The following is a 13,602-nucleotide window of genomic DNA, read 5'->3' as shown; positions in this document are numbered from 1 at the left end:
TTCTTGTCGCCGACCGACTGGTCGTTCACGAGGATCTCGCCCTGCTGAAACGGCTCGAGGCCGTTCACGGTCTTGATCAGCGTCGACTTGCCCGAGCCCGACGGGCCGCACACGACGACCACTTCGCCTTTCCTGACCTCGGTCGTGCAGTCGGTGAGGACCTGAAACTGGCCGTACCACTTCGAAACGTTGCTGATGGAAATCATGGAAGTACCTGCATCGTAATGAGGCGCGCGCGGCGCCGGTTCAACGCGCCTTCGCGACGCGATAGCGACGTTCGAGCACGCGGGCGTACCACGTCAGCGGGAAGCACATCGCGAAGTACAGCAGCGCGACCATCGCATAGATCGGAAACGGCTTGAATACCGCGTTGGTGATGATGTTGCCGGTCTTGGTCAGTTCGGTCAGCCCGATGATCGACGTGAGTGCGGTGCTCTTCACCGCCTGCACGAGGAAACCGACGGTCGGCGGCAGCGCGATCTTCCACGCCTGCGGCCACACCACGTAGCGCAGCTGCTGAGTCCACGTCATGCCAAGGCTTGCCGCCGCACTCCATTGGCCGCGCGGTACCGCGTCGACACAGCCGCGCCAGATGTCGGCCAGATAGGCGCTGGCGTTCAGCGTCAGCACGACCGACGCGGCGACCCATGGCGTCACGTCGATGCCGACGAGCGGCAAGCCGAAGAAGCCGAGGAACAGTTGCATCAGCAACGGCGTGCCCTGGAACACCTCGACGTACAGGATCACGAAGCGGCGCAGCGCCGGCGCCGGCGAAATGCGCATTGCGAGCAGCGCGAAGCCGGCGATGCTGCCGCCGACGAACGTGATCAGCGACAGCAGCAAGGTCCAGCGTGCGGCGAGCAGCAGGTTCCACGCAATGTCCTGGAAGGTGAATTCGATCATCGGGCACGCTCCGTCGACAGGCCGCTTTCAGGGGGGCGGGCGCGCCACGCGAGGCGGGCCATGCAGGTGCGCCGCGGTGCGGCGGCCGCGCCGCGCGCCGTGCGGCCCGAGAACAATCGCCGGCCGACGCGATTGAGCAACATGCGCAGCGCGATCGACAGCAGCAGGTAGATTGCGGTCACGACGATGTAGATCTCGAACGCACGGAAATTGCGCGACTGGATGAAGTTCGCCGCGTAGGTCAGGTCGGGCACCGAGATCTGCGACACGACGGCCGAGCCGAGCATCACGATCAGCACCTGGCCGAGCAGCGCGGGGTACACATTCGCGAGCGCCTGCGGCAACACGACGTGACCGAACACCTGCCGGCCGTGCAGCCCGAGCGCCCGCGCGGCCTGCACTTGCCCGTGCGGCACCGATTCGATGCCGGCGCGCAGGATCTCGACTGCATACGCGCCCAGGTTGACCGTCATGGCCAGCACGGCCGCCTGCGCTTCGTCGATGTGTACGCCGATCGCCGGCAGCCCGAAGAAGATGAAGAACAACTGGACCAGAAACGGCGTATTGCGGATCAGCTCGACGTAGGCCGCGACGAGCGCACGCGCCCAGCGCGGGCCGGCGAGTGCGGTCCATGCGCCGGCGGTGCCGATCAGGCCGCCGAGCGCGGTGGCGGCCGCGGTGAGGCCGAGCGTCACGCCGATGCCGCGCGCAAGCATGCCGGCGTAGAGGCCGAAATCGCTGAAGTCGAACACGTAGGTCATCGCGATGCCTTTCGTCGTGAATACGGGGCGGGGGCGGCGCGCATCACAGGTCGGCCGGCAGCGCCGCGTGCAGCCACTTCTGCGACAACGTGTTCAGCGTGCCGCTCTTCTTCGCGCCGGCGATCGCGTCGTTGACCTTCTGCATCAGGCGCGCTTCGTTCTTGTTCAGGCCGACGTGATCGGGCGAGCTGAACAGCGAGAATTTCTGTTCCGGATCGATCGACGGATGACGCGCGATGATCGTCGCGCCCACGTCGTTGCCGACCACCAGCAGCTGCGCCTGTCCCGACAGGAACGCCGCGATCGCGCCGTTCGGATCGTCGAAGCGCTTGATCGTCGCGTTCGGCGGCGCGACCTTGCTGACGCTCAGGTCTTCGAGCGTGCCGCGCGCGACCGCGACCGATTTGCCGGCGAGATCGGCGGTGCCCTTCACGGCGAGCGACTTCGGGCCGAATACCGCGAGGTAGTACGGCGCGTATGCGTTCGAGAAGTCGATCACCTTCGCGCGCTCCGGCGTCTGTCCGACCGACAACAGCATGTCGGTCTTGCGGTCGGCGAGATACGCCATCCGGTTGTCGCCGGTGACCTGCACGAGTTCGACTTTCGCATTCAGCGCCTTGCCGATCAGGTTTGCCATGTCGATGTCGTAGCCTTGCGGCTTCATGTCGGGCCCGATCGAACCGAACGGCGGATAGTCCTCGAACACGCCGATGCGCACGACTCCCGATTTCGCGATCGTGTCGAGCGCGTCGGCATGCGCGAGCGGCGCGAAGGCGGCGAGGCCCGCTGCGCCGGCGCAGGCGCAGAGAAGGGCGGAGCGGGCGAGCAGGCGCTGCACGTGGCGGATTGCGTGGGTCGTTGCGTTCATGGCGAGATCCTCGTTGTTGCGCTGGAGAAAGGGAAAGGAGATCAGGCGCCGCGTGCGGCGATGAGCTTGCATGCATGGGCGGGCAGTTCGGCGAGCACCGGCATGCCGACCTGGAGATCGGGCGTTTCGCGCGGCGTCGTCGCGGCCGTCAGCGTGAAGCCGCGGCAATCGATCGTTGCCTCGATCGACGCGCCGACGTCACGGACGAACGTGATCGTGCCGGCGAGCGTGTTCGGTCCGGGCTGGTGTGCTGCCGGGGCCGTGCGCACGCACACGTCCTCGGGACGGATCAGCAGGCGCACGGCGTCCGCGGTGCGCGGTGCTTGCCGGATCGCGAGTCGCTGACCGCCGGGCAGCACGATCGCGTCGTCGCCGTCACGCGCGACCTGCAGGATGTTGCCGAGGCCGATGAAGTCGGCGACGAATTCGTTGACCGGATCGCGGTAGATGTCGAGCGGCCGGCCCACCTGCTGTATCCGGCCTTTCTCCATCACGACGATCTCGTCGGCCATCGTCATCGCTTCGCGCTGGTCGTGCGTGACCATGATCGTCGTGATGCCGAGCCGTTGCTGCAGTAGCCGGATCTCGACCTGCATCGCTTCGCGCAGCTTCGCGTCGAGTGCCGACAACGGTTCGTCGAGCAGCAGCAGGCGCGGCGACGACGCGATCGCGCGTGCGATCGCGACGCGCTGGCGCTGCCCGCCCGACAGTTGCGTGACGAGCCGGTCGGCCATGTGCGGAAGCTGGATCAGCTCCAGCAGCTCGGCGACGCGCCGCGCCTGCGCGGCCTTGGCCGTCTTGCGCAGCCGCAGCGGGTACGCGATGTTCTGCGCGACGGTCATGTGCGGAAACAGCGCGAGCGACTGGAACACCATGCCGAAGTCGCGCCGGTTGGCGGGCACGTGCGTGAGGTCGCGGCCGGCAAACGACAGGGTGCCCGAGGTCGGCGTTTCGAGGCCGGCGATGATCCGCATCAGCGTGGTCTTGCCGCAGCCGGACGGGCCGAGGAAGCAGACGAGCTTGCCGTCCGGCACCGACAGGTCGACGTGATCGACCGCATACGCCTGATGGAAGCGCTTCGTCACGTTCTGGAGGATGAGCTGGGTCATGTGTGTTCCTTGCACGGGCGGGAGCGGGGCAGGGCGCGCGTCAGAGCGCGACGCCCTTGTCGCCGACGAGTTTTTCGAGCATCCAGATCAGTGCGAAGTCGATCGCGACCGTGAACACGGCGAAGCAGAACACGGTCGGGTCGAGCGACGACACGGTGCGGCTGTAGAGCCAGACCGGCAGGGTCATCGTGTCGATGCTGTACAGGAAGAACGTCACCGTGAATTCGTTGAACGACACGATGAACGCGAACAGCATCCCGGCGAGAATGCCGGGCCGCATCAGTGGCAACACGACGTCGACGAGCGCGCGGCGCGGGCTCGCGCCCATCAGGCACGCCGCTTCCTCGAAGTCGGGGCCGATCGATGCGACCGAGGCCGCGCAGTTCTTCACGGTGAACGGCAGTGTCAGGATCACGTGGGCGACGACGAGCCGCGCGATGCCGAGTTCGACCGGCAGCGCGTTGAACACGATCAGCAGCGCGAGGCCGAGCATCACGAGCGGATAGACGATCGGCAGTGCGACGAACTGCTCGACGAGCGTCTTGCCGCGGAAGCGGTAGCGCGACAGTGCGTAAGCCGCGGGTACCGACACGGCGGTCGCGATCAGCATCGTCGCGACCGCGACGACGAGGCTCGTCGTCAACGCGGCGCCCATCGACTGCGCGCTGCCGGCATCGGACGACACGAACGTCTGCCAGGCGGCGCGATACCAGTGCAGGCTGAATTCGCGCGGCGGGAATTCGAGCGTGCCCGACGCGCCGAACGACATCGTGATCATCGTCAGGATCGGCAGCGCGGCGAGGAACAGCACGAGTGTCGCGAGCGCGCCCGTCACGCGTCCGAGGCGGCCGGGCATGGGCGTGCGCAGGAGCAGGACGTTCATCGGTTCACCTCGCCGGCACGTTGCAGGGTGCGCACGAGGCGCTGGGAAACCGCCATGACGACGAGCGTCGCGCCCATCAGCACGATGCCCGATGCCGATGCGGCCGGCCAATTGAGCAGCGGTGCGACCTGGTCGTGCACGAGCACCGCGAGCATCGGCACGCGCCGGCCGCCGAGCAGCAGCGGCACCGCGAATGCGCTGGCGTTGTACGCGAACACGAGCAGCGCACCCGAGACGAGGCCGGGCATCGCGAGCGGCAGCGTCACGTGCCGCAGCGTCTGCCAGCGGCTCGCGCCGAGCGTCGCGGCGGCTTCGTCGTACGCGCGGGACACCGCGCGCAGCGCGCTCGACAGCGGCAGCACCGCGAGCGGGAACGCGGTCTGGATCAGGCCGAGCAGCACGCCGTGCTCGCGGTACAGCAATTGCAGCGGCCGCCCGATCAAGCCGGTGGCGAGCAGCGCGCGGTTGAGCAACCCGGCCGGGCCGAGCATCACGAGCCAGCCATACCCTTGCAGCAGCAGGTTCACGAGCAGCGGCAGCAGTACGCCGGCGAGCAGCAGCCGGCGCGCGAGCCGCGATTCGGTGCGTGCCATCGCGAGCGCAACCGGGATCGCGAGCAGCACCGCGCATACCATGCTCTGGAACGCGAGACGCAGCGTGAGCCACAGCGACGTCGTGAAGTACGGATCCGCGAGATCGGCGTAGTTCTGCAGCGTGAAGGTCCGCCATTCGTCGCCGGACACGCCGACGCTCATCCGCAACACCGTGAGCGTGGCGGCGGCAAGGACCGCGAGAAACGCGAGGATCGGTGCGAGCAGCAGCCACGGCGGCACGCCGGCCAGCGCGGGGGCCGTGTCGGGGCCGGCACCGGCCGTTCCGGCACCGGCCGACCCTGCATCGCGGGGGGAGGACAGGGAGGCCATGTCGTTATGCCGAGAAGAGGCCCGTATAGCGCTTGATCCACGCGGGCTGGACGGCCGCGAGCGCCTTGTCGTCGTGCAGCACGGCCTTCTCCGCGATCTGCTGCGGCGACGGCACGAACGCGCGGCTTTCCGCGGGAATCACGGCCTTGCCGTTCACCGGGCCATTCAGCACATCGGCCGCCATCCGGCCCTGCACGCCCGCGTCGAGCGAATGGTTGATGAACGCATGGATCAGGTCGAGGTCGCCCGGGTGTGCCTTCGGGATCACGGTGAACATCAGTTGCGTCGCGAAGCCTTCCTTCATCCCGTATGTCACGCCCATCTTGTAGTCGGGCTTGCGGATCTGGTCCGGGAAGAACGCGGGCGAATAGATGCCGCCGATGTCGAGCGAGCCGGTGCGGAACAGGTCGGCAACCTGGTTCGGGTTTTCGCCGAGCGTCATCACGCGATCCTTCAACTGCGCGAGCTTGCGGAATCCCGGATCGATGTTCTGCTGCGAACCGCCGGCCAGCTTCGCGGCGATGATCGCGAGATCGACGGCTTCGGCCCACTCGGGCGGCGGCAGGAACAGGCGCCCCGCATACTTCGGATCCCACAGTGCCTCATAGCTCGACGGCGCGCTCTTCACGGTTGCCGTGTTGTAGATCAGCCCGTCCGACCACAGCAGGTAGCCGATGCCGAAGCCGTTCGCGCCGGTGCGGTATTGCGGCGCGACGTCCTTCAGGTTCGGCAGCCGGTTCAGGTCCGGCTTGGCGAGCAGGCCCGCATCGGCGAGACCCGCCGCGCCCACGCCGGCGAGCGTGATGACATCGTAGGTCGGCCGTTCACCCGCGGCCTTGACCTTCGCGACCATGCCCGACGTGCCGTCCGCGCGATCAGCGATCACGCGTGCGCCGGTCTGCTTGCTGAAGGTTTCCGCGATGTTGCGCAGCGCGGCCGCGCCGGTATCGTCCGACCAGGTGAGCAGGCGCAGCGTCTTGCCGGCGAAGTTGCTCGACTGTGCCTTCGCAGTCCTGATGAACGGCATCGGAAGGGCGGATGCGGCGAGTGCCGTGCCGAGGGTTTTGATCACCTGCCTTCTGCCCGCCTTGAAGTGTTGCATGGCCGTCTCCTGATGAACGATGCCGTGTGGTTCGATGCCGCTCGCCGAACGGCGGCGCGGGGTGTGGATGAACTGTAGGGAGGTCAAATTTCCGCAACAAACGAAATATCCGCATGCGCGGCATGACATAAACGCATGGGCTGCGTGGCCTCAGCGGGCCGGCATCATGACCTGCTTGATCTCCTGGAACGCGGCCAGCCCGAACGGACCGAGCTCGCGTCCGATGCTGCTGCGCTTGTAGCCGCCCCATGAGGTTTGCGGATAGATCAGCTGCGGCGTGTTGATCCACACGACGCCTGCCTCGAGCGCGTCGGCGACCCGCTTGCCGCGTGCCGTGTCGCGCGTGACGACGGTGGCGACGAGCCCGTACTCGGTATCGTTGGCCGCCGCGATCGCGTCGTCTTCGGTGTCGAACGCACGCACGCACAGCACCGGGCCGAAGATTTCCTCAGACCATAGCGTGCTGTCGGCCGGCACGTCGGCGAACAGCGCGGGCCGGATGAAGTAGCCGGGGCCGTCGGGCACGTCGCCGCCCGTCACGAGCCGCGCGCCGTCGGCCTGGCCTTGCGCGATGTGGCGTTTCACGCGTTCGTATTGCGCGCGATTCGTCAGCGGGCCCATCTGCACGCCGGGCGCGAACGGCGGGCCGACGACGGTCGCGTCGATCCGCCGCGCGAGGCGCGCGATCAGGTCGTCGGCGAGCGGGGCGGCGACGAGCACGCGCGAGGTCGCCGAACACATCTGCCCGGCGTTGAAGAGGCCGCCGCCCGCGATCAGTTCGACCGCATGTTCGAGATCGGCATCGTCGAACACGACGATCGACGACTTTCCGCCGAGTTCGAGGCCGACACCCTTGATCGTGTCCGCGGCCGTCTTCATGACCTGTGCGCCGACCGCCGTGCTGCCGGTAAACGACACCTTCGCGACGAGCGGATGCGCGCACAGCCGCGCGCCGACATCGTGGCCGGTGCCCGTCACGACGTTCAGCACGCCGGGCGGCAGGCCGGCCTCGGCGACGATCGCGGCGAGTTCGAGTTCGGGCAGCGGTGTGATCTCGGACGGCTTCAGCACGACGGTGCAACCGGCCGCGAGCGCGGGCGCGAGCTTCCACGCGGTCGTCACCATCGGGAAATTCCACGGCACGATCAGCGCGGCGACGCCGGCCGGTTCACGCCGGATCCACGCACGATGCTCGCCGCCGGGCAGCGACACCTCGGTTTCGCCGTCCATGTCGAGGCGGTCCGCGAGGCCTGCGTAGTAGTCGAAGGTGGCGATCACGTCCGCGACGTCGATCTCGGCTTCCGCGAATGGCTTGCCGTTGTTGAGCGACTGCAGTGTCGCGAGCCGCACGCGGCGCGCTGCGACGCCGCGTGCGATCGCGCGGAGCAGGGCCGCGCGCATGGCGCCGGTCGTGCGTTTCCAGCCGGGAAACGCGCGCGATGCGGCTTGCACGGCACGCTCGACGTCTGCCTCGCCGCCCGCGCTGACGTCGGCGAGGACCGTTTCCGTCGACGGATCGACGACGGGCAGCGTCGCGCCGCTGAAGCTCGTGCGCCACGTACCGTCGATGAAATGGCGCGTGTGCAGCGGCGGATCGAACGCGAGATCGGGTGTCGCGCTCATTGCTGCACCTGACCGAACCAGGTTGCCTCGTCGATTTCGATCACGGTCGGAATCGCGCGTGCTGCGGCGTCGCGCAGCGCTTTGGACAGCGCATCGGGCGTCGCGGCCGTCTGCGCCGCGCAGCCGAAACCGCGTGCGAGTGCCTGGAAATCGGGCGTATACGGATCGACGCCGACCGGCGTAATGTCGCGCGCGACCATGTATTTACGGATCTCCCCATAGCCGCGGTTGTTCCAGACGATCACGATCACCGGCAGGCGCGCCTCGACCGCGCTCGCGAGCTCCGGCAGCGTGAACTGCAGGCCGCCATCACCGATCAGGCATACGACCGGCCGCGCAGGCGCGGCAAGCTTTGCGCCGATCGCGGCGGGCAGCCCGTAGCCGAGCGTGCCGTAGCCGGTCGACGAGTTGAACCAGCTGCGTGGCGCCGGCGCATCGTGCGTGAAATTGCCGACGTAGACGGGGCTGGTCGAATCGCCCGCGACGATCGCGCCGGGCAGCGCCGCGACGATCGTGTCGATCAGCCGCGCCTGCGCGCGCGCGGGGCCGTCGTGGCCGGATGCGATCGCGGCGCGTACGGCAGCCACCCGCTGTGCGCCCCAGCCGGCCTCGGGGGTTGGGGCGGGCCGCTCGTGCAGGCGGGTCGACAGCGCGCCGAGCGCCAGCCGGGAATCGCCGGCGATGGCGATTTCCGCGCGGGCATTGCGCATCAGCTGTTGCGCGTCGATGTCGATGCGGATCAGCCGGCCGTCGATCGCGAAGCCGCCGTCGAACGTGACGTCGTAGTCGGTTTCGCCCAGCTCGGTGCCGACGGCGAGCACCACGTCGGCGTCGCGGATCGCCGCGCGGGTGGCCGGCAGCGACTGGGTGGAGCCGATCAGCAACGGGTGGCCGGGCGGCAGCAGGCCTTTGGCGTTGATGGTCAGCGCGACGGGCGCGTGCAGGCGTTCGGCGAGCTCGCGCAGTTCCGCCGCCGCGCGGATGGCGCCGCCGCCTGCGAGGATCAGCGGCCGGCGCGCGTGCGCGAGCAGGTCGGCGGCCGCCGCGAGGGCGTTCGCATCCGGCGCGGGGCGCGCGGGTAGCATGAGCGGCGCGGCGGGCAGCGCGGGCGCCGGCATCACGATCACGTCGAGCGGAATCTCGATGTGCACGGGCCGCGGCCGCGCACTTTCGAAAACCGCGAATGCGCGTGCGAGTACCTGTGGCAGATCGGCCGCGTCGAGCAGCGTGTGCGAGAACGCGGTGAGTCCCGCGAACACGTCGCGCTGCGACGGCAGTTCGTGCAGGCGGCCGTCGCCGCTGCCGAGCTCGCGGCGCGCGTTGACGCTCGAGATCACCAGCATCGGAATCGAATCCGCGTAGGCCTGTGCCATCGCGGTCGCGATATTGGTCATCCCCGGCCCGGTGATGATGAAGCAGACCCCCGACCGGCCCGTGACGCGTGCGTAGCCGTCGGCCATGAAGCCGGCCCCCTGTTCGTGGCGCGGCGTCACATGACGGATCGACGAGGCGGCGAGGCCGCGATAGAGCTCGACGGTATGCACGCCGGGAATGCCGAACACGCATTCGACGCCCTGGCGCTCGAGCAGGTCGACGAGCGCTTCGCCACAGGTGCGGGGGCGGGCAGTGAACGATGCCGCCGTGGCCGTGCGGGCCTCGGCGATGCGGGAGACGGTGGCTGGATGGTTCATGGATCGTGGGGAGTCGGTTGGGAGGGTGAGTGGCCCGTACCGCAAGCGAGGGGCATGAAGCGGATTGTCGGCGTCGATCCGGGGCGCCAACAATCGATTAGTTTTCATGCGCCGCATGAGCGCCGTGCATGGCGGCGTCGATTCGCGGCGCGCAGCGTGCCGGTCTTCATGCAAACCCGCCCGGCATGCCGGACGTCGCGCGCCGAATCGCGCGACCCTCGTGATCGAATCCGGAATTTGTCTAGTCATCCTTGCGATTGGATCGTCCGGACTGCACCAAGTGCGTGCCTGAATTCACCGAGACGAGGCATGCCGGAGGCCGTAAATTAGGGGATTTCCCGCGTTTCCGCGGTTTTTTTTGAACGCTGCTTGTCTCGCTGTTTTTCTTCTTGCATGCTTGTATAGACAAATTCCTGAGGCGGCTTGCTGCACCGAAGGGATGGCGAACTTCAACGCAAGGAGAAATCTCGTGAACGGCAAGCGCATCAAGTGGGCACTCAGGACGATCGGCGTCATCGCGGCTGCAACGGCAACGCTCGCGGCTCCCGTGCAGGCAAAGGAATGGAAAACGGTGACGGTCGCGCTCGAAGGCGGATACGCACCGTGGAACCTCACGCTGCCGGGCGGCAAGCTGGGCGGTTTCGAGCCGGAACTGCTCGCCAACGTGTGCGAGCGGATCAAGGTGCAGTGCAACATGGTCGCGCAGGACTGGGACGGGATGATTCCCGGCCTGCAGGCCGGCAAGTTCGACATCCTGATGGATGCGATTTCCATTACGCCGGATCGTGAAAAGATCCTGCTGTTCTCGCGCCCCTATGCGGCGACGCCGGCGACGTTCGCCGTCACCGATACGAAGATCCTGCCGAAGGCCGCACCCGGTGCGCCGATCGTCAAGCTGACGGGCGACGCGAATGCGGACAAGCCGACCGTCGACGCGCTGCGCAAACAGCTGAAGGGCAAGACGATCGGTATCCAGTCGGGCACCGTCTATACGAAATTCATCAACGACAGCTTCAAGGACATCGCGTCGATTCGCGTGTACAAGACGTCCCCCGAGCGCGATCTCGACCTCGTCGCGGGGCGCATCGATGCATCGTTCGACGACGTCACGTACTACGCGGCGAACAACGCGAAGAAGGACAACGCGTCGATCGTGCTCGCGGGTCCGAAGCTCGGCGGGCCGATCTGGGGGCCGGGCGAAGGGCTGGCGTTCCGCAAGCAGGATGCCGATCTGAAGACGAAGTTCGATACGGCGATCGGCGCGGCGCTCGCGGACGGCACGGTGAAGAAGCTGGCCGACAAGTGGTTCAAGACCGACGTCACGCCGTAACCGCGCATTCCGCCGCCGCCGCGTAACCGACGTGCGCGACACGCGCGACGCGCGGCGGCAGGCATCCTGCAGATCCACTCAACGTTTGCCGGGAGGCACGCATGGCGATCCTTGAAATGCTCGGCTTCGGAACCGAAGGCTGGGGCGGCGTGCTGCTGCTCGCCGCACTGATGACGGTGGCGCTGACGCTCGCCGCGCTCGCGGTCGGCGCCGTGATCGGCGCGGCGATCGCGGCGGCAAAGCTGTCGCGCTACCGCAGCGCCCGCCTGCTCGGCGACCTGTACACGACGGTATTTCGCGGCGTGCCCGAACTGCTCGTCATCTATCTGTTCTACTTCGGCGGCTCGACGCTGGTCACGGCCGTCGGCCAGTGGTTCGGCGCGGAAGGGTTCATCGGCGTGCCGCCGTTCGTGATCGGCGCGCTCGCGGTCGGGATGATTTCGGGCGCCTACCAGGCGGAGGTGTATCGCGCGGCGGTGCTCGCGGTGTCGAAGGGCGAGCTCGAAGCGGCGCGCTCGATCGGCATGCCGAGCAGCATGGTGCTGCGCCGCATCCTGGTTCCGCAGGTGCTGCGCTTCGCGCTGCCCGGTATCGGCAACGTGTGGCAACTGAGCCTGAAGGACTCGGCGCTGATCTCGGTCACCGGCCTCGCCGAGCTGCTGCGCACGAGCCAGATCGCCGCCAATTCGACCCACCAGTATTTCGTGTTCTTCGTCGCGGGCGGTGCGTTGTACCTGCTGATGACGGGCTTGTCGAACCGCGTGTTCAACCGGGCGGAAGCGATCGTCGGCCGGTCGTTCCGCCGCAATTTCGCGCGCAACTGACGGAGAACGTGCATGTCCATCGATTTCGACTTTCTCTTCGATACGCTGCGCCAGCTGCTCGCGGCCGTGCCGACCACGCTCGGGCTGTTCTTCGCATCGCTCGTGCTCGGCGGCCTGCTGTCGCTCGTGATCGTCACGATGCGCGTGTCGCCGCGCTGGCTGCCGAACCGTTTTGCGCGCGCCTACATCCTGGTATTTCGCGGTTCGCCGCTGCTGATCCAGATGTTCCTCGTGTACTACGGGCTCGGCCAGTTCGGCGTGATCCGCGAAAGCTTCATGTGGCCGTTGTTGCGCGAGCCGTACGTGTGTGCGGTGCTGTCGCTCGCGCTGTGCACGGCAGGCTACACGGCCGAGATCCTGCGCGGCGGGCTGATGGCCGTGCCGATCGGGCAGATCGAAGCCGGTTATTCCATCGGCCTGTCGGGTTTCGCGCTGCTGCGGCGCGTGATCGGCCCGATCGCGCTGCGCCAGTGCCTGCCCGCGTATTCGACCGAAGCCGTGCTGCTCGTCAAGTCCACCGCGCTCGCCAGCCTCGTCACGGTGTGGGAGGTGACGGGCGTCGCGCAGCAGATCATCCAGCAAACCTACCGGACGACCGAAGTGTTTGTTTGCGCCGCCCTCATCTATCTGGGCCTGAACTTCATCGTCGTGCGCCTGCTCGGCGCGCTCGAATGGCGGCTCTCGGGGCACCTGCGCGCGCCGAAGTCGTCCGGTGCGCCAGCCGCCGCGGCCCGCAATGCCCAGCGCGTCGCATCCTGAGCGCGCCATTCCTTCCTGGAGAATTCGATGAACACCGCTGCTCCCGTTGCGTTGTCGGTCAAGAACATCCACAAGTCGTTCGGCGATCATCATGTGCTGAAGGGCATTTCGCTCGACGCGCATGAGGGCGACGTCATCTCGATCCTCGGCGCGAGCGGCTCGGGCAAGAGCACGTTCCTGCGCTGCCTGAACCTGCTCGAGACCCCCGACGACGGTTCCGTCGCGCTCGCGGGCGAGGAACTGGCGATGAAGCGCGCGCGCGACGGCAAGCTGCACCCGAGCGACCGGCGCCAGGTCGACCGGATCCGTTCCCAGCTCGGGATGGTGTTCCAGAACTTCAACCTGTGGTCGCACATGACCGTGCTCGACAATCTCGTCGAAGGGCCGCTGCGCGTGCAAAAGCGCAGTCGCGCCGAAGCGGTCGAGGAGGCCGAGGCGCTGCTGGCGCGCGTCGGCCTCGCGGACAAGCGCGGCTACTATCCTGCCCACTTGTCGGGCGGGCAGCAGCAGCGCGTCGCGATCGCCCGCGCGCTCGCGATGCATCCGAAAGTGATGCTGTTCGACGAACCTACGTCGGCACTCGATCCCGAGCTGGTCGGCGAGGTGCTGCGCGTGATGCGCTCGCTCGCCGAAGAAGGCCGCACGATGCTGGTCGTCACGCATGAAATGGGCTTTGCGCGGCACGTGTCGAATCGCGTGATGTTCCTGCATCAGGGCGAAGTCGATTCGGACGGCGCGCCCGATGCGCTGTTCGGCGGCCAGTGCTCGGAACGCTTCCGGCAATTCGTGTCGAGCCACCACGACCGCACCACGAACTGAGGCTGCC

At 67.6% G+C, this 13,602-nt stretch carries 14 protein-coding genes; 4 read left to right on the top strand and 10 right to left on the bottom strand.

The window, feature by feature from the left end; genetic code table 11:
- The 10 genes from HWX87_RS35900 to HWX87_RS35855 all read right to left on the bottom strand — a co-directional run.
- A partial coding sequence (locus HWX87_RS35900) for an ATP-binding cassette domain-containing protein (protein WP_176051559.1) occupies positions 1 to 206 on the bottom strand: 206 nt, incomplete at its 3' end.
- 40 nt (positions 207 to 246) lie between these two features.
- The gene (locus HWX87_RS35895; protein ID WP_176051558.1) at positions 247 to 903 is read right to left on the bottom strand and encodes an amino acid ABC transporter permease; all 657 of its coding nucleotides are present in this window, start codon (positions 901 to 903) and stop codon (positions 247 to 249) included.
- Complete coding sequence (locus HWX87_RS35890) at positions 900 to 1,664, bottom strand: amino acid ABC transporter permease (protein WP_176051557.1); 765 nt, start codon at positions 1,662 to 1,664, stop codon at positions 900 to 902. The genes HWX87_RS35895 and HWX87_RS35890 overlap by 4 nt, the downstream gene beginning before the upstream one ends.
- 43 nt (positions 1,665 to 1,707) lie before the next feature.
- Positions 1,708 to 2,532: a transporter substrate-binding domain-containing protein gene (locus HWX87_RS35885; protein WP_176051556.1), complete on the bottom strand. Its 825-nt coding sequence runs from the start codon at positions 2,530 to 2,532 to the stop codon at positions 1,708 to 1,710.
- A gap of 41 nt (positions 2,533 to 2,573) precedes the next feature.
- On the bottom strand, positions 2,574 to 3,641 hold the full coding sequence (locus HWX87_RS35880) for an ABC transporter ATP-binding protein (RefSeq protein ID WP_176051555.1): 1,068 nt from the start codon (positions 3,639 to 3,641) through the stop codon (positions 2,574 to 2,576).
- Between the two features lie 40 nt (positions 3,642 to 3,681).
- A complete protein-coding gene (locus HWX87_RS35875; protein ID WP_176051554.1) occupies positions 3,682 to 4,524 on the bottom strand; it encodes an ABC transporter permease in 843 nt (280 codons plus the stop codon).
- Positions 4,521 to 5,447, bottom strand: coding sequence for an ABC transporter permease (locus tag HWX87_RS35870; RefSeq protein ID WP_176051553.1), 927 nt, complete (start codon positions 5,445 to 5,447; stop codon positions 4,521 to 4,523). The genes HWX87_RS35875 and HWX87_RS35870 overlap by 4 nt, the downstream gene beginning before the upstream one ends.
- 4 nt (positions 5,448 to 5,451) lie before the next feature.
- Complete coding sequence (locus HWX87_RS35865; protein WP_176051552.1) at positions 5,452 to 6,549, bottom strand: extracellular solute-binding protein; 1,098 nt, start codon at positions 6,547 to 6,549, stop codon at positions 5,452 to 5,454.
- A gap of 150 nt (positions 6,550 to 6,699) precedes the next feature.
- Positions 6,700 to 8,172, bottom strand: a complete 1,473-nt coding sequence (locus HWX87_RS35860) for an aldehyde dehydrogenase family protein (protein ID WP_176051551.1) — start codon at positions 8,170 to 8,172, stop codon at positions 6,700 to 6,702.
- Positions 8,169 to 9,863 carry a 5-guanidino-2-oxopentanoate decarboxylase gene (locus HWX87_RS35855; RefSeq protein ID WP_208456561.1) on the bottom strand — a complete coding sequence of 565 codons (1,695 nt, stop codon included), beginning with the start codon at positions 9,861 to 9,863 and terminating at the stop codon, positions 8,169 to 8,171. The genes HWX87_RS35860 and HWX87_RS35855 overlap by 4 nt, the downstream gene beginning before the upstream one ends.
- 469 nt (positions 9,864 to 10,332) lie before the next feature.
- Between HWX87_RS35855 and HWX87_RS35850 the strand changes: the two genes are divergently transcribed.
- The 4 genes from HWX87_RS35850 to HWX87_RS35835 all read left to right on the top strand — a co-directional run bounded on the left by HWX87_RS35850 (position 10,333) and on the right by HWX87_RS35835 (position 13,595).
- Positions 10,333 to 11,193, top strand: a complete 861-nt coding sequence (locus tag HWX87_RS35850; protein ID WP_176051550.1) for a transporter substrate-binding domain-containing protein — start codon at positions 10,333 to 10,335, stop codon at positions 11,191 to 11,193.
- Between the two features lie 101 nt (positions 11,194 to 11,294).
- Complete coding sequence (locus HWX87_RS35845; RefSeq protein WP_176051549.1) at positions 11,295 to 12,017, top strand: ABC transporter permease subunit; 723 nt, start codon at positions 11,295 to 11,297, stop codon at positions 12,015 to 12,017.
- Between the two features lie 12 nt (positions 12,018 to 12,029).
- The gene (locus HWX87_RS35840) at positions 12,030 to 12,776 is read left to right on the top strand and encodes an ABC transporter permease subunit (protein ID WP_176051548.1); all 747 of its coding nucleotides are present in this window, start codon (positions 12,030 to 12,032) and stop codon (positions 12,774 to 12,776) included.
- Positions 12,777 to 12,803: 27 nt separating this feature from the next.
- Positions 12,804 to 13,595: an ATP-binding cassette domain-containing protein gene (locus tag HWX87_RS35835; protein WP_176051547.1), complete on the top strand. Its 792-nt coding sequence runs from the start codon at positions 12,804 to 12,806 to the stop codon at positions 13,593 to 13,595.
- Positions 13,596 to 13,602 lie beyond the last annotated feature (7 nt).

The organism is Burkholderia sp. BCC1644 (assembly GCF_902833225.1).
Taxonomy (GTDB): Bacteria; Pseudomonadota; Gammaproteobacteria; order Burkholderiales; family Burkholderiaceae; genus Burkholderia.
The sequence above is the reverse complement of the archived record's forward strand: the minus strand, read 5'-3'. Positions and strand labels throughout refer to the sequence as shown.

Bases quoted from the DNA above. Each gene is read 5' to 3' on its own strand.
- HWX87_RS35860 (WP_176051551.1), bottom strand. From the start codon at position 8,172: ATGAGCGCGACACCCGATCTCGCGTTCGATCCGCCGCTGCACACGCGC.
- HWX87_RS35885 (WP_176051556.1), bottom strand. From the start codon at position 2,532: ATGAACGCAACGACCCACGCAATCCGCCACGTGCAGCGCCTGCTCGCC.
- HWX87_RS35845 (WP_176051549.1), top strand. From the start codon at position 11,295: ATGGCGATCCTTGAAATGCTCGGCTTCGGAACCGAAGGCTGGGGCGGC.
- HWX87_RS35870 (WP_176051553.1), bottom strand. From the start codon at position 5,447: ATGGCCTCCCTGTCCTCCCCCCGCGATGCAGGGTCGGCCGGTGCCGGA.
- HWX87_RS35865 (WP_176051552.1), bottom strand. From the start codon at position 6,549: ATGCAACACTTCAAGGCGGGCAGAAGGCAGGTGATCAAAACCCTCGGC.
- HWX87_RS35895 (WP_176051558.1), bottom strand. From the start codon at position 903: ATGATCGAATTCACCTTCCAGGACATTGCGTGGAACCTGCTGCTCGCC.
- HWX87_RS35880 (WP_176051555.1), bottom strand. From the start codon at position 3,641: ATGACCCAGCTCATCCTCCAGAACGTGACGAAGCGCTTCCATCAGGCG.
- HWX87_RS35835 (WP_176051547.1), top strand. From the start codon at position 12,804: ATGAACACCGCTGCTCCCGTTGCGTTGTCGGTCAAGAACATCCACAAG.
- HWX87_RS35840 (WP_176051548.1), top strand. From the start codon at position 12,030: ATGTCCATCGATTTCGACTTTCTCTTCGATACGCTGCGCCAGCTGCTC.
- HWX87_RS35875 (WP_176051554.1), bottom strand. From the start codon at position 4,524: ATGAACGTCCTGCTCCTGCGCACGCCCATGCCCGGCCGCCTCGGACGC.
- HWX87_RS35855 (WP_208456561.1), bottom strand. From the start codon at position 9,863: ATGAACCATCCAGCCACCGTCTCCCGCATCGCCGAGGCCCGCACGGCC.
- HWX87_RS35890 (WP_176051557.1), bottom strand. From the start codon at position 1,664: ATGACCTACGTGTTCGACTTCAGCGATTTCGGCCTCTACGCCGGCATG.